Below are 20343 nucleotides of genomic sequence, written 5' to 3'. Positions count from 1 at the left end.
GGGTAGGGCAGTGGCATGCTCCGTACCCGCAAACCTGCCAGCCCGTTTCGCTACTTCAATTCATCGCCCGAGGTTATCCGCCTGGTGGTGATGATGTACGTACGATTTCCCCTGTCACTCAGGAACGTCGAAGACCTGCTGTTCGCGCGCGGTATCGACATCTGCCATGGGATGGTGCGGAAGTGGTGGAACAGGTTCGGTCCGATGTTCGCCGGCGACACCCGGTAACGTCCCTGGTAGGCGTGTGCGCGGCCATCCCGAGCCTCGTCGTAACGACCATCTGGACGCAGTTCGTGGCGAATGCCGCGATCGGCTGTGACCCACATGCCGACCTAGGGGTGGGGTGCCACAATGGTCACGCCGGGTTGCCGACCGGGCGGACCACGATCTCGGTCGTATCGACGTCAGCCGGCTGCGTTATTGCATGAAGGATGGCGCGACCGATCGCCTCGGGCTTGAGTGCGACTGCGCGGAAGCTCGCCATCTCGCGACGTGCTGCTTCGTCCGAAATGCTGTCGGCCAGTTCGGACTCGACGACACCGGGGCAGACGCTGGTCACACGGATGCGATCATTCTCCTGACGCAACCCGTCCGAGATCGCACGTACCGCGAATTTGGTGGCGCAGTAGACGGCAGCTGTGGGCGAGACCTGAAGACCGCCGATCGAGGCGATGTTGATGATGTGGCCCGAGCCTTGTGCGTTCATCGTCGGCAGGACCGCGGCGATGCCCCACAAGACGCCCTTAATGTTGACGTCGACCATCCGTTCCCACTCGTCGACCTTCAGCGAGGCCATCGGCGACAGCGGCATGACGCCTGCATTGTTGATGAGGACGTCGATACGTCCGAACGTTTCGACGGCGTCGTGGGCGAAGGCAGCGACATCGGCGCGGTCGGTAACGTCGAGTTTGGACACGCGCGCGGTGCCACCGGCGGCCGTGATCTCGGCCCCAAGGCGGTCAAGACGGTCGGTCCGTCGCGCACCAAGGACAACGGTCATGCCGGCCTCTGCCAATATACGGGCAGTGGCCTCGCCGATGCCGCTGCTTGCTCCAGTGATGAGTACGATCTTGTTCATGAGCTTCACCTTTCTTGCTGGAACACAAGATAGATGGGCGCTGAGCAGCCGACTATTGCGTCAATGCTGCATGGCTTGGTAAGCTGGGCTGTACAATGCAAATTGACCTGAACGCTCTTGCCACCCTAGCGGCAGTCGCACGCGCCCGCAGCTTTCGCGTGGCAGCGGAGCAACTCGGCGTCACTCGGTCTGCCGTGAGTCAGGCCGTCCGCAAAGTGGAAGACTCGCTCGGCGTAGCGGTACTGCGTCGAACGACGCGCAGTGTCACGCTGACCGAAGCAGGCGAGGCGCTGCTCGACCGGCTTGGGCCTGCGCTTGCTGAGATCCGCGCGGCAACAGAAGCGGCGGCGGACGCCCAGGCTCGGCCAACCGGTGTGCTGCGCGTCGCAGTGTCTTCCATCGCCGAAGGCTTTTTGTCAGGCGACCTGCTTGCATCGTTCCGGGCAGCGCACCCGGGTGTTCGGCTCGACATCCTGGTGACCGATGAGGAGTTCGATATCGTCGCGCACGGCTTTGATGCTGGCGTACGGCTGGGTGAGGTGATCGAGCACGACATGATCGCGGTGCCGGTCGGCACCGATCAGTGCCAGATCGTTGTCGCCGCGCCTGCTTATCTGGCAGCAGCGGGGACGCCGCTCCACCCACGCGACCTGACCCAGCACGCCTGTATTGGCTGGCGATCCGCTACCGATGTTGCGCCTTACCGCTGGGAGTTCACGGAGGAAGGGCGTGAGTTCGCCGTCGCGGTCGACCCGGAAGTGACCACCAACGACATGGGTTTGATGGTCAGGATGGCACTCGCTGGCGCGGGGCTGACGGTCGGCATGGCGGATACGTTCGCGCCGTGGTTGAAGGATGGTCGGTTGTGCGCGGTGCTGGACCCGTTCTGTCCATCGCTGCCCGGATTTTTCCTGTTCTACCCAAATCGCCGCCATCTCGCACCCAAGCTGCGGGCGATGGTCGACCATGTAAAGGACTGGCGCATACGCTGAGCCGCCCTAGTCATGCCGATGGCCCAATATTGCGCATCCTCGGTTTCGAACGTCTCGATTACCGTCACTCCAAAGCTGCAGCTAGGTGGCGATGGCTTTTGAGGGCTCTGTCAAAGCAAATGCACCGATCGTTAGGCGGGGTGGGGTAGGGCGCTTGGCATGCCCCGTCTCCGCAAGCCTGCCGGCCCGTTTCGCTACTTCAACTCATCACCCGAGGTGATCCGCCTGGTGGTAATGATGTACGTGCGGTTTCCGCTGTCACTCAGGAACGTTGAGGATCTGCTGTTCGAGCGCGGTATCGACATCTGCCACGAGACGGTGCGGATGTGGTGGAACAGGTTCGGGCCGATGTTTGCCGGCGACATTCGCCGGCAGCGTATTTCGCGAATGCGCGGTTTTCGGCACTGGCGCTGGCACCTGGACGAGATGTACGTGAAGCTGAATGGCGAGATGGTCTACCTCTGGCGAGCGGTCGATCACGAAGGCGAGATCCTCGAGAGCTACATCACCAGGACCCGCGACAAGGAGGCAGCGCTACGCTTCATGAAGAAGGCGCTGAAGCGTCACGGCAGCCCTGAGGCAATCACCACCGACGGCCTGCGCTCTTATCGTGCAGCAATGAAAGAGCTGGGTAACGAGCAGAAGCAGGAGGTCGGACGCTGGGCCAACAACCGGGTTGAGAACAGCCACCTGTCGTTCCGAAGAAGGGAGCGAGCGATGCTCAGGTTCAGGCGGATGAAGTCGCTACAGAAGTTTGCCAGCGTGCACGCCAACGTCCACAACCACTTCAATCTCGAACGCCATCTCGTCGACCGCCAGACCTACAAGGAACGCCGCTCAGCCGCACTGGCTGAGTGGGGTCAGGTGGCGAGCTAGGCGATCGCGCTCAAAGACCAAAGTGCATCGTGTGGAGAGCGGTTCGCATTAGACTGACAGCACCGCGCGAACCGCTCGTCGCCATCGCTGCGCCAGGCAGGACCTGTGGTCAAGCCGACCACCTCATCGACCAGCTTGTGCTTCAGCAGGGCAGGGAGTGCCTTTGTGATCCGATCTCCCTGATCGGCGATGGTCGCCGCCACCGGCAGTACGTTGCCGTTATCGCGCTGTGTGGCGGTCGACAGCAGGATGAGGTGAAGGTCGTCTAGCTTCAAGGTGCGTGCCATGGGGGCTCCTGTGATCGGAGCAGCACCGCGCTGCTCCCACCACCCACAGCCCCGCCGGGCGCACCCGGTTCAGGGCTGCCGCCGGACTCCTCCGGCGGCGTTCACGAGCACACCAATGCTCGGCTTCCAGCGGAAGTCGAATGGTATCTGCTCGGCGGTCGGAAGCCTCCGCTATGCGCCACTGGGTAGGTTAACGCCTACAGGCCGCCTCCCGCGACGCCGTCTATTCATATTTGTCTCACGTGTCATGGTACGTGCTAACGTTGGCGATCAATGATCACGAATTTTAGCCAGCTTGCACGCATCTTCAGCCGTACGCGCTTTTAACGTCTTGATGTTTCTGCAATCGTTTGCCACGGCAGCCTCTGCTCGCAGAAAACCTAAGACGCAGCTGCAAGCGAGAGGAGGGCGCGGAGCCATGTCAGTCAGTGCGATCATTCATCAGAGCGCTTTCTCGCCGACCTTCTGGCGACAAAATCATGTCGTTCGAATCCCTCTACAAAACTGGGCAGTGGCACCGGTGATCAAAGCCGAGGCCGTGCGGCGCATCGCGCCTGAGCTCGACATCTGGGATGCATGGCCCATCCAGGACGACAATGGCACCCCGGCCAGCTTTGCTAACGGCGAGACTTTGTGGATGGCGCTCGGCGCACCTCGCTTCGAGGACCCGGATGAGCGCCATGCCCATGCGCGCATTCACCTTTTACAAAAGACGTCCCTTGGCTGGCGGCATCTTGGGCCGGCGATGCCAAATGGCTTCTCTCCCGGCAGCCGCGAATGGTCGGGCTCCGCCCTGCTTGATGCCGATCGTAGCACGCTCACACTGTTCTTCACCGCGACAGGGCGTCTTGGCGAGGAAACACCGACGTTCGAGCAACGCTTGTTCAGCGCGACTGCAACGCTCGTGGCGGATGGTCAGACGGCTCGTCTGTTAGACTGGCGCGACCTGCAGGAGATCGTGCAGCGCGATCCGACTTACTACATGGCCGGTGAGGCGGGCGGCGGAAAGGTCGGGACGATCAAGGCGTTCCGTGACCCAGCCTATTTTCGAGATCCAGAAAGTGGCAAACGGTACCTTTTTTTCGCTGGTTCGCGTGCGCATACCGACAGCGAGTTCAATGGTGTCATCGGCGCGATCGAGGCTGATCCAAACGGCGCTCCTGCCTGGTCGCTGCTCCCACCCGTGATCGACGCTACAGACGTTAACAACGAGCTCGAACGGCCTCACGTCGTCATATTTGAAAAACTTTACTACATGTTCTGGTCGACCCAACAGCATGTGTTCTCTCCAGCGCATGGATCATTGCCGACCGGTCTTTACGGCATGGTAGCGTCCAGCCTCAATGGCGATTGGCGTCCGCTCAACGGCACGGGATTGGTGTTCGCCAACCCCGCTGCCGCACCGCATCAAGCGTATAGCTGGCTTGTTCTGCCCGACCTTACCGTCATAAGCTTCATCGATGACTGGGGGGATGACCGCCCAGCAGGTGCGTCGAGACGCTTCGGGGCCACCTTCGCGCCTCTACTGCACCTGCATCTTTCGGGCGATATCGCCAGCCTAACAGAATAGGTCGATCCGCCCGGCTTCTTCCGACTATCGCGTCATGTGCTTGTTGAAAAATGCGGCCATGACCGCGTATGCGTCCCGGGATTCCGGCAGCTCGGAATTGTAGAAGAAGCCGTGGAACATGCCGTCCCAAGCGTGGAACTGCGTCTCCACCCCCGCCTTGGCGAGCGCATTGTGCGAGTTTAGTGCCGCACTCATCTCAAACGCGCGGGTGCCGCTGACGAACAGCGTCGGCGGAAAGGTGCGCAGCGTCTCCAGCGAGGTCAGCGGATAGGCAAGAGGGTCGGTCGGCGATGCTTTCGCGAGATAGCTCATCGTCGGAATCGCCATGCGACGACCATCGGACGGTGGTAGTTTGATTCCGCTGAGCGGCGCTGCGATAACTGCCGAGTCACCCGCCGTCAGCGCCCCGAGCGTGGCACAGAAGACGCCCGCCGCGGCCGGCATCGGCAACCCGCGGCGATGCAGGCGCGCCAGCACCTCGGCCGTCAGCATGCCGCCTGCTGAACAACCGTATATCACGATATGCTGCGGCTGATAGGATTTGAGCATTTCGCGATACACCGCCTCGACATCTTCGCTGGCTGCGGGAAACAGATGCTCGGGCGCCATGCGATAGTCGATCGACACGACTTTGATGCGCATGATCGCGGCGAGCGGCACCGATTCCACCAACGATGCCGATCTGCCGCCGGTGGTGAAGCCCCCGCCATGGAGGTTGATGAGCACGCGATTGCGATTTTCCGGTGAAATGCCGCCTGCCGGCGTTACCACGTCGGCGACGACACCGCCGATCCGCTGTTCGGTAACGTCAACCTTGTAGCGGCGCCTCATCGGTTCGAGGAAGCCGCGCATGATCGTGTCCTGTCGTGCCCGTTCGGCGGTGATGTCGGGCAGTGGCGCACCGAACGGCCGATCGACGATCAGGTGTCGGAGATACGCTTGAGCCTCCGGGCTCATCAGGTCGGACGGCGGTACGCGGAGGCCGTCCATCGATACAGTTCCGTCGTCCGGTGCCCCGGCCGACGCGGTTTGCGCTCCGGCATTGTTCGCCAGCATCGCAGCTAGTGCCAGTGCCAACAGCGGCCGATCCTTCCGCCCATAGCGTCGTGCTACATTCCCCATGTCTCTCTCCATCGCTCGCAAGGTGACCGCGTCCTAGATCTCGTATCACTCCGTGTTCCGTCATTGCAATCGATTGTCGGAAGGCTATGCTGATCCAAACGATAACTAGGAGAGGCACTTTGAAACACGTTTGGCTGGCCGCCGTAGCTACCTTCGCAACCGCGCAAATACCCTTGGCTGCAAGGGCTCAGCAGACGCTTGCCTCTCCCACGCAGATCGCGTCGGCGTTCCGCGCTGGCGCGGCTAAGGTAGACATCACCCCTAACAAGAACGCGCTTCCTAAAGGGTTCGAGGGCGTTAACGATCCGATATATGCGCGTGCCGTCGTGCTAGACGATGGCATGACCAAGGCGGCGCTCGTCACCGTCGATGCTGGCGCGATTGGCGATGACACGTGGACCGCGGTGTCGCTGGCGGCGCAGAAAGAACTGGGGATCGCCCCGGAACGCTTGCTGATAACGGCGACGCACACGCACAGCGTGCCGTTCCGCATGGACCCAACCGCTCAGATCCTGAAAGCGCTCCGTCAGGCTGCGGGTGCGCTTCAGCCGGCGCGCGTCGCCTTCGGCCAAGGCGTTTCGTATATCAACGTGAACCGCAATCTCATCGATCCGGCGACGCATCGGTGGTGGGAGGGGCCCAATTACGAGGGGGCGTCGGATAAGACCGTTGGCGTCGTTCGGATCGAAACACCCGTAGGGCAGCCAATCGCGATTTACTATAATTACGCGGTCCATGCTGTCATCAACGGGCAACTGGACCAAGTGAGCGGTGACATTCCAGGTGCGACGTCGCGCTATATCGAGAACGCACTGGACGACAAAGCGGTCGCGCTGTGGAGCGAAGGTGCGGCTGGCGACCAGAACCCGATCTTCTTCCAGCAGACGTACGACCTGCGTACGATACGCATCGCTGATTACGCAAAGCGCGGGCAGGACATCAGCAATACGATGCCACCCGGAGGGCAGGGACTTAACAAGCGCGATCCCCAGGTGATGAAGCTGATGACTCAACAGCGGCAACTGACGAATTCGATGGGGCAAATGCTTGGCGAAGAGGTCCTACGAGTCAACCGCGACACGCTCGACCGGCCAGAGGTGAGCCCCCGACTGTTCGGCGCGACGAAGACGATAACATGTCCCGGCCGGACGCGCACCGACCAAGGCCGGGCCGGTTATCCCGGCACCTATGTGGATGGGGATCCCATCCCGATCCGACTGAGCCTGTTGAAAATCGGCAACATCGAGATCGGCGGCGTCAATGGCGAGGTTTTCAACCCCATCGCACAGCGATTCAAGGCGCGGTCGGCCTCGAGTCGTACGATGATGGCAACGCTGACCAACGGCATGGCGCCGTCAGGCTATATCCCAAACGACGAAGCTTTTACGCAGAACACTTTCGAGGTCGTATCATCGCGACTAAAGCAGGGCTGCGCCGAGGGAAGCATCATCAACGGCCTGCTCGATCTCGAGCAGGCATCCGAGCGCCCGTAGCCGCCGACGGCGCCCGATCGCGGTGGCGACGTCTTGACGGACACGCCGCCATCGCCTTGGGTATGCCGATACTCACGTATGAGGCTCCTTCTTGACCCGTAAGTCCGCCCCACCTCCTGCCGCGGCAACTGGCCGGGCCAAGCCGCAGAATATCCAGGAACTGGCGCAGATCGCGGGGGTCTCTACTGCCACGGTGTCGCGCGCACTGGCGGGTACGGGTAATCTGTCGGCGAAAACCAGAGAGCGGATCCGCAGCCTCGCGGACGAGCTTGGCTTCAAGCCCAGCAACATGGCGCGCAACCTGCGCACCGGGCGTACCGGAGCCATCGGTGTCGTCGTGCCCCTCGGGCATGAGCGGACGCAGCATATATCCGATCCGTTTTTCATGACTCTGCTCGCCAACATCGCTGACAATCTTGTCGAGCGCGGCTTCGATCTGCTGCTCATTCGGGTCGTTCCCAGCGATCCGGCTTGGCTTGATACGATCATTGATGCCGGTCGCATCGACGGGATGATCGTCGTCGGCCAGTCGGATCAGGCCGAAGTTCTTGACGCGGTAGCCCAACGCTACCGCCCGATGGTCGTGTGGGGCGCTATACTCGAGGACCAGCATTACAGCGCAGTCGGTAGCGACAATTATGCCGGTGGAATGCTCGGTACCGAACATCTCCTGGCACAAGGGTGCCGCAAGCTTGCGTTCTTCGGTGACCCGCGCGTGCCCGAGGTCGAGCAGCGCTTACAGGGCTTCCGCGCCGCGATCCGTGCGGCTCAGCCCGGCCCAATCGGTGCTTTGTTGCCGGTCCATTTCACCCCCCAGATGGCGCTGGAGGCGATTTCGGAATATCTCGCCCTGGCCGAAGGCATCGACGGCATTTTCGCCGCTTCGGATACCATAGCGATGATGACGATCCAGGCGCTTGCCCACTTTGGCCGTAGCGTGCCCGGAGAGGTCAAGGTGTTGGGCTTCGATGATCTCGATCTCGCCCGTCACACGCTTCCCCCACTTACGTCGGTTCGGCAAGACCTCGCACGCGGTGCGGAGGCGCTGGTGGACTCCCTGCTCCGCCGCATGGCGGGCGAACCGGTACAAGCGGTCAAGCTGGAACCGACATTGACCGAACGCGCCTCCACCCGCCCGCGCTAAGCGGCGGCACAGCACGCTGCATCCGGCGGACGCCTCCGGAAGCACACATCAAGGCTCCACTTCGCAATCGTTTGGTAGATTTGCCTTATCTGGCTTGATTCACGTCGTAAAACGTTTAGGCAATCGATTGTACAAGCTCGATCAAGGGCGATGGGGAGAGGAACGATGCGTTTCGACGTTGGAGTGGCTACACTCGCGATCGCTGCAGGACTGTTTGCGGGAGGCGCCTCGGCGCAGACGGGTGGGAACACGGTGCCCGAGACGGTGACCGGACAGCCGGTATCGAACGGCGCCACCGCGCAGGAGACGGCGCCTGCGACACCGGAGGAGCGCCCCAGTCTTACTACTGAGCAACAGGATATCGTCGTCACCGCGCAAAAGTCCGGCGCCACCACGCTGCAAAAGGTCCCGCTCGCGATCCAGGCGTTCAGCGGCGAAGATCTGAAGGAGCGCAACATCAACTCGGTTGCGGACCTCATCTCCAACATCCCGGGTGCGTTCGAGAGCCAGCGCCAGTCGGTCGCGTCGCGTTCGTACAGCATCCGTGGCGCTGGCGCGGGCGCCGCCAACGGCGACTCGCCTATCGGCTATTACATCGACGACGTGCCGTTCGTCGTCACCAACTTCGGCATTGCACCGCCGATCCGCTTTCTCGACATCGACCGGGTCGAGGTGCTGCGTGGGCCGCAAGGCACGCTTTATGGGCAGGGGTCCGCAGGCGGTGTATTCATCTTCCACACCCGCGATCCGGATCTAACAAAGATCGAGGGCGCGTTCGAGGCCGAGATGTCGAGCACCCGCGGTGCGGAGGGCCTCAACTACGGCATTGCTGGAGTCATCTCCGTACCCATCATCAAAGATGTGCTAGCAGTACGGATTAGCGGCGGCCATTCGTTTAACCCCGGCTGGGCAGACGAATATTATGGCGCATTCGACGGCATCCCCGATCGCAAGGGCGTCAACAAGGTGCGTAACGATGACATCCGCGTTGTCGGATTGCTCAAGCCCACAGACAATTTAAGTATTCGAGCACAATATTGGCATTTCCGCCCGCGCCAGCAGTTCCTTGGTGGGCTTCAGTCGGTTAGTCCGCCCTATTACGACGATACAGCCGCACAGCCGAGCTTTGGCAACGGCAATTTTAAGCTGTACAGTCTGTCCGCAACCTGGGATCTTGACGCCCTGTCGATCACCAGCGCGACGAGCAAGATTGATGGTAATTTTGGTATCAACGTTCCGCTTTCGCCAGCCGGGTTCTTTTCCAGCCAATTCTACCCAACGATGTTCAGTCAGGAAGTGCGGGTTAATTCCAACTCAGCAGGCCCGTTTCACTGGCTGGCCGGGGGCTCTTATCAGAATGGCAAGGGCCCACAGGCGAACCAGCTCGAGATCGTACCGGTCGTGTCGATCAACGCCGACAACAACACGATCACGAAGAACTATGCGCTGTTCGGCGAGATCAGCTATGAACTGTTTGACGGCAAGCTTGTGCCGCTAGGTGGTCTCCGTTTCTACCACGACAAGCGCACGTTCGAGGATGCAACCACCTCGAACAGCAACATCAGGAACGTGACCACTTGGCGCGCCAACCTCTCGTATCTGCCCAGTGATGCGCTGACCGCGTTCGTGACCGCGTCTACTGGGTTCCGCGCGGGTATCGTCCAATCGCAGGTTCAGGCGGACCTTCTCGCGCAAGTTGGCGTACCCGCCGGCACGCAGACCCAGCCGGAGCGTTCGCGCAACTATGAGATCGGCGTGAAATGGCGAAGCCCGGACCGGCGCGTGTCGATCGGACTGAACGGCTATATCACTCAGTATAAGGATCTGCTGACTCCGACACCGACGCTCAACACGAACGTGTCTGGCTTTTCTAACTTCGGTGACGGTACAACGAGAGGCGTCGACATCGACATCCACTGGAACACGCCGGTCGTCGGCCTGAAGCTCGGCGCTGTCGCGAACTTCAACAAGGGCGAGTACGATCGGGTTGATCCCGCAGTGCAAGCCGCCTTGCCCTATCTTCAGAAGGGCGGCCGCCTGGTGAACACCATCCAACAGAACTGGCGCCTCGATGCCTCCTACGATCACCAGATCAGCGGCGACTATAACGGGTTCTTCAATATCGCCTGGAGCCACACGGGCAACCGACTGCAAAGCCTAAATCTGGTCGCCGACCCGTACGAGAATTTCACCGCGACATTCGGCGTGCGCAATGGCCCGTACGAGCTCGTGCTCTTTGGCGACAACCTGTCGAACGTGAAGGGGCCAACCATCATCCAGACCATCCCGACTGCGGGCGTGCGTCCGGTGCCGCGGACGATCGGGCTGCGGCTCCGCGCCAATTTCCAATGACCTGAGGGCCGGCCGCCGCACAATGGCGGCTGCCGGCCAACGGTTCAGCGTCGCGCGGCGAGCACATTGGTCAACGTGCGCTGCGCCAAGGGCTCCATAACAGCGTAGCCGCTGCGGGTCGGATGCACGCCGTCATTGGCATAGCGTGGATCAAATGCGCCATCGGGCTGCGCCAGCGGCGTGTAGTAATCCACGAACGCAATGCCGCGTTCGGTCGCTAACCTCCGCAAGCGCGCATTTAATGCGCGCACCACCGGTCGCAGGTTGAACTCGGGGCGCGGTAGCAGCCGCGACATCGGCGGAATCGCCGCCAGTACGACGCGGATGCCGTTCGCCTGCGCCAGATCAATCATCGCGCGTACGTTGTCGATCGACTCGTCCTCGGTGATTGGTCCCGTGGCTCCCCCGATGTCGTTGGTCCCGGTCATGATGTGGACGACGCGTGGATGGAGCGCCACTACGTCGGCGTAGAAGCGTGCCACCATCTGACTGCTGCTTTGCCCGCTGATCCCACGATCGACATAGCCGTTGCGCACGAAGAGCTGCGGATCGGCATTGATCCACCCCTCGGTAATTGAGTCACCCATGAACACGACGGACGGCCGCTGCCCTGACGCCTTCAGTGCGGTGTTTGCATCACGATAGCGGCACAGGAATGGCCAGTCGGTTGCACGCTGTTCAGCCTGCTGCTTACGGAACTCCGTACCAGCAGGATTGGTCGGATCCATCATGCCCTTAACTATCGTAGACAGCGCATCAAGATCCTGAGGACGCGTGTCGAACTGTCTACCCATCTGTTCGGGTGACGGTGGTAAAGGCACCGGGCACCGGATCGTGGTGCCGTTGACCGCCGGATAGGCACGGCCCAGTTCCGGACCGCTGGGGCGCACCTGCGCGGCCGTTGGTAATGCGCTGAACAGGGCAGCGGTGAGCGCGATCGTCCTCATGGTCATCCTCCCGTAGGGTTAATCAAAGCATAGACGAGGTCCGCTCAACTGCAATGGATTGTCACGACATCAAGCGAGGTGCTCGTGTACCTGGACACTTGGATCACGCAAATGATTGCAGAAGGTGGAGAAGCGCGATTATACTGAAGAAAGGGAGAGAACCGACATGAAGCACCGTCTCGGGTCCTTATTGGCAGCAGTGATAATGCTGCCGCTGTCCGCATATGCCCAGTCCGCTCCGGCGCCACGCTGGATCGAAACGTGGGGTACGGCGCAGCCCCTGGCCGTTCCACCTCCGACTCCTGCCTTTCTGCGGACTACCGCCCCTGTGCAACCCGAGCCAAAACGCCCTGCGCCGCCGCCGTCTCCGATGGTCCCGTTTCCCCCCACACTGTCGGCGCAAACGGTAAGGATGATCGCACGCGTCAGTACGGGCGGGGCGCAGATCCGCTTCGCTTTTCGCAACGCCGCAGGAGGCGATGCCGTAACCTTCGGGGCGGTTCACGCGGCGCTCGCCAGGACGGATGCAGCTGCGCTCGCTGACGGCGCGATCGATCCATCCAGCGATCATGGCGTGACGTTTGGAGGAAAACCGACCGTCACGTTGTTCCCCGGCGCAACGGTGTGGAGCGATCCGGTGGCACTCGCCGTCCCGCCGCTCGGCTCTGTCGCGGTATCGGTCTACCTGCCGCACCCGACCGCCACGAACACGGTGCACGCACTTGGCCTCAGCCCCGCGTTCGTCGTTGCCGGGGATGCCACCTCCGCCCCGCGCCTCGCATCGCCACAGCGGCTCCGGTCCTATTTCTGGCTGGAGGGAATGAGCGTGCCCGCAACCGATCCTTCTGCCGGCACGCTGGTAGCGCTCGGTGACTCGATCACCGACGGCTATGCGACGACGCCGGGGCTGCATCAAGAATGGCCAGCGTTGCTTGCCGAACGACTGCAGCGCGAGGGCAAGGGTGGCTTGTCGGTCGTGAATGCCGGCATATCGGGCAACCGCATCCTGAAGACCGGAGCGGGGGAGAGCGCGCTGCAACGTTTCGACACCGACGTGTTGGCCCGACCGGGTGTCCGATGGGTGCTGTTGATGGAGGGCATCAATGACATCAACATGAGCATCATCCCCGGCGTGCCCGCGTCCGAGGGCGTTGAGGCTAGGCAGATCATCGCCGGTATGAAGCAGTTGATCGAGCGCGCGCACCTGCACGGCATACGTATCGCCGGCGCTACGATCCTTCCGACCAAGGGGCTGCCCTTCTATTCGGCCGGAGGCGAGGCGATGCGCAGCACGGTCAATCAGTGGATCCGAACAAGCGGCTGGTTCGATGCCGTCATCGACTTCGATGGCGTAGTGCGCGACCCCGCCGACCCCATGCAGCTGCGGCCAGCCTTCGATCCAGGGGATCACGTCCATCCCAACGATGCTGGCAATCGAGCGATGGCGGAGGCGATCGACGTGTCGCTGTTTCCCTAAAAAACGCCCCCAGGATTAGGCCGAGGGCTGGGAGGCAAGCTCCTCGTTAGATGCCGCGGCATAATCCGCGCGGTTGCGCTCCACCAATCGCGCTGCTGCAGGCTTAGCTAGGGCGTTCCACACGCACATCCCGGCGAGCAGTGTCGCGAACACCCCGCCTAGTACGATGCTGAACACGCTGGTTCCCATCAGATCGCCGATCAGCCCCATCGCCAACGGCGCAAGAACCGCGCTGATGCATGTGAAGAACAGGAGAAGCCCGGCAATCGACCCGTGCCGTTGCCGCGGGAAACAGCTGATACCGGTCGAATTGATCGTTGGATAAAGGACCGACATGAACAATCCCGTAGCCGGCAGCGCAAACGCCGCAACATCGCGCCCGAACAGGACCGCGAGCCAGAACAACAATGCGACTGCGCTACTGCAGCTCGCCAGAACGATCATCCAGTCGAACTGTTGGAGCAACCAAGCGCCGAGGAACCTTCCGCCTGCGCGCAGCACAAAGAACAGCGACACGGTATACCCGACCAACCACGCGTTGGTGCCTTCATAGCCCGCGAAATAGGTCGGCGCCCAGACATAGATCGCCGCTTCCGCCCCGACATAGAGCATCAGCAGCACCGCGAAGAACAGCGCCATCGGGTCACCCAGCAGGCGCAGGCTAGTGCGCATGCTGGTCCTTTCCTGACGCCCGGAATCCTGGTCCTGGATTCGCGACGTCGCGGGGAAGCGCGTCAGCAGCGCTCCGGCGATTAACAGCGCACACAATGCGGCCGCGAACAGGTATACCAGCTTCCAGCTCGCGCCATATGCTAGCGAGCCCGCGACGATCGCGGGCCCGACGATCGCACCGACCCCAAAGAACGCTTCGATCAGGTTCATCGTGCGCGCATGTTCGCGCGTGGACGTGGAGATGTCGCCGATCAGTGCAAGCGCGGCTGCCTTGAATATCCCAATTCCAATACCGCCGACGAACAGCAGCAGAGCGAAGAAGCCGAAATCATGTCCGAACGCGAACAATGCGCAGCTCCCGCAGAACAGCACCAGTCCCGCCAAGATCGCATTGCGCCGACCAATGCGGTCGGCGAGAAAGCCGAGCGCGATGGCTGACAGTCCGATACCGGACATTGTGGCATATTGGAACGTCCCTGCCGCGGTGAGGCCTAGGCCGAAGTCGCGGATGATCTGCGGGATCACGGTACCGACGGAATCGGTCGTCATCGCGAAGGCCGCGAACATCAGGAAGACGAGCGCTTTCAGGGTCGCCGTCGTGCTTTCGGTCGTTCCGCCGGAGGTGTGTCGTGTCGCTGCCTTCGCCATGTATCCCCGCCCGTTTGTCGCCTCCAGCACATTCTTGGCCGTTGCGAACCATGAAAGCAATCGGTTGCTTTGTTTCTGCTCGAGGTTAGACCGGGCTGTGCCGTTCGTAGAAGACGGCGGCTCTGTGGGGGTAGTATCATGGACATGACTAGGCGGACGTTCGCGGGGCTGGGAGGGATTGCGGCGCTGAGTACGCTACCGCAGGCGCGCGCTTCAGTTGCGATCGGCCAGCCTGCAAAAATGCCGGCCCGCGCTCTCGCACACGTCGCCCCCGAGTTGCGTCCGGCCGCGCTGCGGATGCTGGCGATGGGGCAATTGCCGACGCTGACCGCGGCATCCCTGCCCGGCGTGCGTGCCGGCGCCGTTCGGTTCACGACCGCACCACTCGCTCAGCCCTCGGTTGAGGAGCGGATGGTCCCCGTACGGCCAGGCTCGAGCGAGGTGCGCGTGTACGTGGTGAACGCCAAACCGGGCACGCGGCGTGGCGCGATCCTGCACACGCACGGCGGCGGCTTCATTCTCGGTTCCGCGCAGCAAGAAGTGCCGCGTCTGCAAGCAATGGCGTCCATGCTCGATTGCGTTATCGTCAGCGTGGACTATGCGCTCGCGCCTGAGGCGCGCTACACGACGTCGGTCGAACAGAATTACGCTGCGTTGCGATGGCTGCATCGCCATGCCGATACGATCGGTGCCGACCCGGCTCGGATTGCTTTGATGGGAGAAAGTGCGGGCGGTGGCCATGCCGCGATGCTCGCCTTCGCCGCCCGCGATCGCGGGGAGGTGCCGGTTTCTTTTCAGTTACTGGTTTATCCGATGCTGGACGACCGGACCGGCAGCACGCACCATCTGCCAGCCGCGTTCGGATCGATCGGGTGGGATCCTGTGTCCAACGTCTTCGGCTGGAGTGCGCTGCTGGGGATTGAACCGGGCAGTACAGGGGTACCCGCCACCGCAGTGCCGGCGCGTCGTACGGATCTTAGCGGGCTTCCGCCGACCTTCATCGGTGTTGGCGGTATCGACCTGTTCGCCAGCGAGGACATCGAGTTCTCGCGCCGGCTGCTCGAGGCCGGCGTACCGACCCAGTTGGTCGTCGTGCCGGGCGCGTTTCACGGCTTCGATGCAGCGGCGGCGGACACGGTGCTCGCGCAGGATTTCAACGCGGCCAAGATCAAAGCGCTGCGTCGCGCCTTCGTTATCGTCTGATGCCGGACGCGGCGCCTGAGGTCTCGTCGTTGGCGAACGCCGCTCGTACTCGGCCGCTGTTCGGCTGCATCGAAGCGGGCGGAACCAAGTTCGTGCTCGGAGTCGCGCGCGGTCCGCGCGCGATCCTTCGGACCGCACGCATACCCACCACGACGCCTGCGGAGACGCTTGACGCCGCTCTAAGCTATTTCGAGACCGCCCGTGAGGAGCTCGGACGCTTCGATGCATTTGGCATCGCCTCCTTCGGTCCAGTAGACCTAGACCCCCATTCGCCTGGCTACGGCTCCATCACGAACACACCCAAACCCGGATGGAGCGACACCAATCTTGCGGGCGTATTCGCGCACAACTTTGACTGTCCGGTAGGCTTCGACACCGACGTGAACGGCGCCATATTAGCAGAAAGCTTGTGGGGCGCGGCTGCGGGCGCAGGGGTCGCGATCTATGTCACCATAGGTACTGGCATAGGCGGCGGTGCCGTGGTTGATGGGCGCCCGATACATGGATGGCGCCATCCGGAAATGGGGCACGCCCTGCTGCGCCGTCACAGCGATGACTTAGACTTCGCAGGCATCTGCCCCTTTCATGGCGACTGTCTGGAGGGACTGGCAAGCGGTCCCGCAATACAGGCGCGATGGGGCGCATCCTTGTCTGAGCTTACGCTCGACCATCCGGCTCATGACATCATAGCTTACTATTTGGCGCAACTGGTGGTCGCGCAGCAAGCGCTACTGTCGCCGGAAAAAATTGTACTCGGCGGCGGTGTGATGGCAACGCTAGGACTCATCGAGCGTGTTCGTTCGGAGGCGCAGCGGCTCGGGGCCGGCTACTTCGGCAAGCAGGACTATGCTGTTCTCGTAGTATCGCCCGGTCTCGGTGAACAAGCCGGCTTGTTCGGCGCGTTGGCGCTGGCACAACTGCGCTTAGAAAAGAAATAAACCTACTTACGGCTGGGCAAGGCCAGGATGTTTGCGAGATAAGCAGAATGATTGCGCGTTCGACAAGCCGCAGAGCAACCGCTTTCCTGCTTCGCCGAGTCGGAACTCGACTGTCAGCTTACGGCCGGTTCAGGCCAAAGGCAGGCGCCTGAATTAACGGCCGCTTTCAGGAGAGGCAAGACCACGACTGTTCAATAAAAAACAATCCTTCTCAAATCAAGGAATACGCCGATGCAAATAGGATGGTGCGTTTTTGTCCGCGCGCAGGGCTGGGATCGGGCTTGCGCAATGTTGCCATCCGGCGCTGGCTCGTGGATGAAGAAACAATGTCGATAACTCCCACACTTCAAAATGCGATTGAGACACGTGTGGCCGCCGATCCGCGGTACTTGGCGCTGGTCCGTGACCGGCAGCGATTCACCTGGCTGCTGACGGCGATCACCGTGATTGCTTATAGTAGCTTCATTTCGTTGATCGCGTTCGACAAGCCGTTCATGGCGCAGCCGATAGGTGACGGAACGATCGGCATCGCGGTGGTGCTGGGCTTGGCGATGTTGATCGGCACAGTGGGTATCTGCGCCGTCTATGTGCGGCGCGCGAATGGTGAATTCGACAGCCGCATCGCCGCCTTGCTCGCGGACGTTGCCTCGTGACGCGCAGTATGGTGCGCAGCGCAGCGCTGCTCGCATTGCTAGGCTGGGCAACGGGTGCAAACGCGGCGATCGCTGGCGCGGTGCAGCAGCAATCGACCAACTGGACCGCGATCCTCATGTTCGTTGGCTTCGTCGCAATCACCCTGTGGATAACGGGCGCTGCTGCAAGGCGGACGCGCACCGTTTCCGACTTCTATACCGGCGGCGGGATCACCGGCTTCCAGAATGGCCTCGCCATGGCCGGCGACTATTGCTCGGCCGCCTCGTTCCTCGGCATTACCTCGCAAATCTTCAATGACGGCTATGACGGATTGATCTACGCGATCGGTTTCCTTGTCGGCTGGCCGATCGTGCTGTTCCTGGTGGCGGAGAAACTGCGCAATCTCGGCCGTTTCACTTTCGCGGACGTAGCGTCCTACCGATTCCTGCAAGGGCCGGTGCGCAGCTTTTCGGCGATCAGCACCTTGTTCGTGGTGTCGTTCTACCTGATCGCGCAGATGGTGGGCGCTGGGCAATTGATCCAACTGCTGTTCGGGCTGCCCTATCTCTATGCGATCATCGTCGTTGGCGGCCTGATGATGGTTTATGTGCTGTTCGGCGGGATGCGTGCGACCTCCTGGGTGCAGATCATCAAGGCCGTGATGCTGCTGTGCGGCGCGACCTTCCTCGTGATCGGCGTGATGGCGCATGTCGGTTTCTCGTTCGAAAGTTTGTTCGCCCAAGCGGTCGCTGTGAAGACAAAGCTTGCGCTCGACAGCGGCTTGTCGGCAGGGGATGCCGCCGCCAAGGGCCGCGCCATCATGGGACCGGGCGGGTTCATCAAGGATCCGATTTCCGCGCTGTCGTTCGGCTTCGCGCTGATGCTGGGTACGGCCGGCCTGCCGCACATCCTAATGCGCTTCTTCACCGTTCCAGACGCGCGCGAAGCCCGCAAGTCGATCATGTGGGCGACGGTGTGGATCGGCTATTTTTACGCGCTTACCTTCGTGCTCGGTTTTGGCGCGATCGTGATGATCTCGTTCAACCCCGATTATGTCGATGCGGCAGGTGCGCTGCGTGGCGGCAACAATATGGCCGTGATGCACCTTGCGCACGCGATCGGCGGTAACCTGTTCCTAGGCTTCATCTCGGCAGTAGCGTTCGCCACGATTCTCGCCGTCGTGGCGGGGCTTACGCTGTCCGCCGCCTCGGCGATTTCGCACGACATCTATGCCAGTGTGATCCGCAAGGGCGCCGCTGATCCTTCCAAGGAACTGCTCGTCTCACGGATCACCACGATCCTGCTTGGTATTGCCGCGATCGTTCTCGGCATTGTGTTTCAAGAGCAGAATGTCGCGTTCATGGTCAGCCTGGCTTTCGCGCTGGCAGCATCAGGCAATTTCCCTGTGCTGGTCATGTCTCTGCTGTGGAAGGGATGCACTACCAACGGGGCGGCGTGGGGCGGGGCCATCGGGCTGGTCGCTGCTCTCATGCTGACCATCCTGTCGCCGGTGATCTGGGTAGCGGTGTTCGGGTTTGCGCAGCCGGTCTTCCCGTACAGCTCGCCCGCGCTGTTCTCAGTCCCGGCCGGGTTCTTGGCGATTTGGCTGATCTCGGTGTTGGACCGATCACCGCGCGGGGCGATCGACAAGGCTGGTTATTCGTCACAGCGATTGCGATCGGAAACCGGCATTGGCGTCGACGATCCCGTCGCGCACTAAAGCCGATTCGGAAGCTTGGGCTCTGTCAAAGCAAATGCACCGATCGTTAGGCGGAGCCGGGTAGGGTGATTGGCATGCCCCGTCCCCGCAGACCCGCCAGTCCATTTCGCTATTTCAACTCATCGCCAGAGGTGATCCGCCTGGTGGTGATGATGTACGTGCGGTTCCCACTGTCGCTGCGCAACGTCGAGGATCTGCTGTTCGAGCGCGGTCTCGACATCTGCCATGAGACGGTGCGGCTTTGTCAGAGCAAATGCACCGAAAGTTAGGTGGGGCGGGGTAGAGCGATATGCATGCCCCGCCCCCGCAAACCCGCCAGCCCGTTTCGCTACTTCAATTCATCGCCCGAGGTTATCCGCCTCGTGGTCATGATGTACGTTCGATTTCCACTGTCGCTGCGCAACGTCGAGGACCTGCTGTTCGAGCGCGGCATCGATATCTGCCACGAGACGGTGCGGATGTGGTGGAACAGGTTCGGGCCAATGTTCGCCGGCGACATCCGACGGCAGCGCATCTCCAGGATGCGCGGCTTTCGTCACTGGCGCTGGCACCTGGACGAAATGTACGTGAAGCTGAACGGCGAGATGGTCTACCTCTGGCGTGCGGTCGATCACGAAGGCGAGATCCTCGAGAGCTACATCACTAAGACCCGCGACAAGGACGCAGCGCTACGCTTCATGAAGAAGGCGCTGAAGCGGCATGGCAGCCCCGAGGCGATCACGACTGACGGTCTGCGCTCCTACCGTGCAGCGATGAAAGAGCTCGGTAACGCCGAGAAGCAGGAGGTTGGACGCTGGGCCAACAACCGGGTCGAGAACAGCCATCTGTCCTTCCGAAGACGGGAACGGGCGATGCTCAGGTTCAGGCGGATGAAGTCGCTACAGAAGTTCGCCAGCGTGCACGCCAACGTCCACAACCACTTCAACCTCGAACGCCACCTAGTCGACCGCCAGACCTACAAGGAACGCCGCTCAGCCGCGCTGGCTGAGTGGAGCATGATCGCGAGCTAGGGTGTCGTGCTCAAAGAGCGAACTGCATCGTGTGGAGAGCGGTTCGCATTAGACTGACAGCACCGCACTGGGAGCATTTTCACGGCTTTCCCAATGGACAGCCGGCGCGCTGCGTTGACCCCGCGAAGGACGGAAATAAAGACGGCTACGTCGACCTGATTGAGACGGAGTCTGTCTCCGG

Annotated in this window: 18 protein-coding genes and 2 pseudogenes; 14 read left to right on the top strand and 6 right to left on the bottom strand. The window is 61.7% G+C overall.

Translation table 11 applies throughout. The features are described from left to right. Window positions 1-15: 15 nt before the first annotated feature. A pseudogene (locus tag NV382_RS09370) lies at window positions 16-225 on the top strand (IS6 family transposase); the annotation flags it as partial. Between the two features lie 41 nt (window positions 226-266). Here the strand turns inward: NV382_RS09370 and NV382_RS19680 are convergent. Together NV382_RS19680 and NV382_RS09365 are read right to left on the bottom strand one after the other, a co-directional pair. Then, window positions 267-326, bottom strand: a pseudogene (locus NV382_RS19680) (Atu4866 domain-containing protein); the annotation flags it as partial. Window positions 327-355: 29 nt separating this feature from the next. Then, a complete protein-coding gene (locus NV382_RS09365; protein WP_260600219.1) occupies window positions 356-1078 on the bottom strand; it encodes an SDR family oxidoreductase in 723 nt (240 codons plus the stop codon). A 95-nt stretch (window positions 1079-1173) separates the two neighbouring features. On the opposite strand from NV382_RS09365, the gene NV382_RS09360 reads away from it, so the two are divergent. Continuing rightward, entirely contained in the window at window positions 1174-2070 is an 897-nt protein-coding gene (locus NV382_RS09360; RefSeq protein ID WP_260600218.1) for a LysR family transcriptional regulator, read from the top strand. A 159-nt stretch (window positions 2071-2229) separates the two neighbouring features. Then, the gene (locus tag NV382_RS09355) at window positions 2230-2946 is read left to right on the top strand and encodes an IS6 family transposase (RefSeq protein ID WP_260600217.1); all 717 of its coding nucleotides are present in this window, start codon (window positions 2230-2232) and stop codon (window positions 2944-2946) included. Here NV382_RS09355 and NV382_RS09350 read toward each other — a convergent pair. Then, window positions 2943-3233, bottom strand: coding sequence for a hypothetical protein (locus NV382_RS09350; RefSeq protein WP_260600216.1), 291 nt, complete (start codon window positions 3231-3233; stop codon window positions 2943-2945). The genes NV382_RS09355 and NV382_RS09350 overlap by 4 nt on opposite strands. Before the next feature lie 418 nt (window positions 3234-3651). Here NV382_RS09350 and NV382_RS09345 point away from each other — a divergent pair, with 418 nt between their 5' ends. Next, window positions 3652-4803, top strand: coding sequence for a glycoside hydrolase family 68 protein (locus NV382_RS09345; protein WP_260600215.1), 1152 nt, complete (start codon window positions 3652-3654; stop codon window positions 4801-4803). A 24-nt stretch (window positions 4804-4827) separates the two neighbouring features. Here the strand turns inward: NV382_RS09345 and NV382_RS09340 are convergent, their stop codons facing one another. Then, window positions 4828-5925, bottom strand: coding sequence for an alpha/beta hydrolase (locus NV382_RS09340; protein ID WP_260600214.1), 1098 nt, complete (start codon window positions 5923-5925; stop codon window positions 4828-4830). 119 nt (window positions 5926-6044) lie between these two features. Here NV382_RS09340 and NV382_RS09335 point away from each other — a divergent pair, with 119 nt between their 5' ends. The 3 genes from NV382_RS09335 to NV382_RS09325 all read left to right on the top strand — a co-directional run bounded on the left by NV382_RS09335 (window position 6045) and on the right by NV382_RS09325 (window position 10914). Next, window positions 6045-7418, top strand: a complete 1374-nt coding sequence (locus NV382_RS09335; protein WP_260600213.1) for a hypothetical protein — start codon at window positions 6045-6047, stop codon at window positions 7416-7418. 91 nt (window positions 7419-7509) lie between these two features. Continuing rightward, complete coding sequence (locus NV382_RS09330; protein WP_260600212.1) at window positions 7510-8562, top strand: LacI family DNA-binding transcriptional regulator; 1053 nt, start codon at window positions 7510-7512, stop codon at window positions 8560-8562. 165 nt (window positions 8563-8727) lie between these two features. After that, the gene (locus NV382_RS09325) at window positions 8728-10914 is read left to right on the top strand and encodes a TonB-dependent receptor (protein WP_260600211.1); all 2187 of its coding nucleotides are present in this window, start codon (window positions 8728-8730) and stop codon (window positions 10912-10914) included. A 44-nt stretch (window positions 10915-10958) separates the two neighbouring features. Here NV382_RS09325 and NV382_RS09320 read toward each other — a convergent pair whose 3' ends face one another. Beyond that, window positions 10959-11861, bottom strand: a complete 903-nt coding sequence (locus NV382_RS09320) for a GDSL-type esterase/lipase family protein (protein ID WP_260600210.1) — start codon at window positions 11859-11861, stop codon at window positions 10959-10961. Between the two features lie 412 nt (window positions 11862-12273). Here NV382_RS09320 and NV382_RS09315 point away from each other — a divergent pair, with 412 nt between their 5' ends. After that, window positions 12274-13338 (top strand): SGNH/GDSL hydrolase family protein, encoded by a 1065-nt coding sequence (locus tag NV382_RS09315; RefSeq protein ID WP_260600209.1) that lies wholly within the window; start codon window positions 12274-12276, stop codon window positions 13336-13338. A gap of 15 nt (window positions 13339-13353) precedes the next feature. On the opposite strand, the gene NV382_RS09310 is transcribed toward NV382_RS09315, so the two are convergent. Further along, entirely contained in the window at window positions 13354-14658 is a 1305-nt protein-coding gene (locus tag NV382_RS09310; RefSeq protein WP_260600208.1) for an MFS transporter, read from the bottom strand. 138 nt (window positions 14659-14796) lie between these two features. On the opposite strand from NV382_RS09310, the gene NV382_RS09305 reads away from it, so the two are divergent. The 6 genes from NV382_RS09305 (at window position 14797) to NV382_RS09280 (ending at window position 20162) form a co-directional block, all read left to right on the top strand. Further along, entirely contained in the window at window positions 14797-15861 is a 1065-nt protein-coding gene (locus tag NV382_RS09305; protein WP_260600207.1) for an alpha/beta hydrolase, read from the top strand. A gap of 29 nt (window positions 15862-15890) precedes the next feature. Beyond that, window positions 15891-16799: an ROK family protein gene (locus NV382_RS09300; RefSeq protein ID WP_260600206.1), complete on the top strand. Its 909-nt coding sequence runs from the start codon at window positions 15891-15893 to the stop codon at window positions 16797-16799. 281 nt (window positions 16800-17080) lie between these two features. Next, window positions 17081-17452 carry a DUF485 domain-containing protein gene (locus NV382_RS09295; RefSeq protein WP_260600205.1) on the top strand — a complete coding sequence of 124 codons (372 nt, stop codon included), beginning with the start codon at window positions 17081-17083 and terminating at the stop codon, window positions 17450-17452. Further along, on the top strand, window positions 17449-19152 hold the full coding sequence (locus NV382_RS09290) for a cation acetate symporter (protein ID WP_260600204.1): 1704 nt from the start codon (window positions 17449-17451) through the stop codon (window positions 19150-19152). The genes NV382_RS09295 and NV382_RS09290 overlap by 4 nt, the downstream gene beginning before the upstream one ends. Window positions 19153-19226: 74 nt before the next feature. Continuing rightward, complete coding sequence (locus NV382_RS09285) at window positions 19227-19421, top strand: hypothetical protein (RefSeq protein ID WP_418066782.1); 195 nt, start codon at window positions 19227-19229, stop codon at window positions 19419-19421. A gap of 24 nt (window positions 19422-19445) precedes the next feature. Next, window positions 19446-20162 carry an IS6 family transposase gene (locus NV382_RS09280; protein WP_260600203.1) on the top strand — a complete coding sequence of 239 codons (717 nt, stop codon included), beginning with the start codon at window positions 19446-19448 and terminating at the stop codon, window positions 20160-20162. Window positions 20163-20343 lie beyond the last annotated feature (181 nt).

The sequence above is a fragment of the Sphingomonas endolithica genome, from assembly GCF_025231525.1.
Classification (GTDB): domain Bacteria; phylum Pseudomonadota; class Alphaproteobacteria; order Sphingomonadales; family Sphingomonadaceae; genus Sphingomonas; species Sphingomonas endolithica.
The sequence above is the reverse complement of the archived record's forward strand: the minus strand, read 5'-3'. Positions and strand labels throughout refer to the sequence as shown.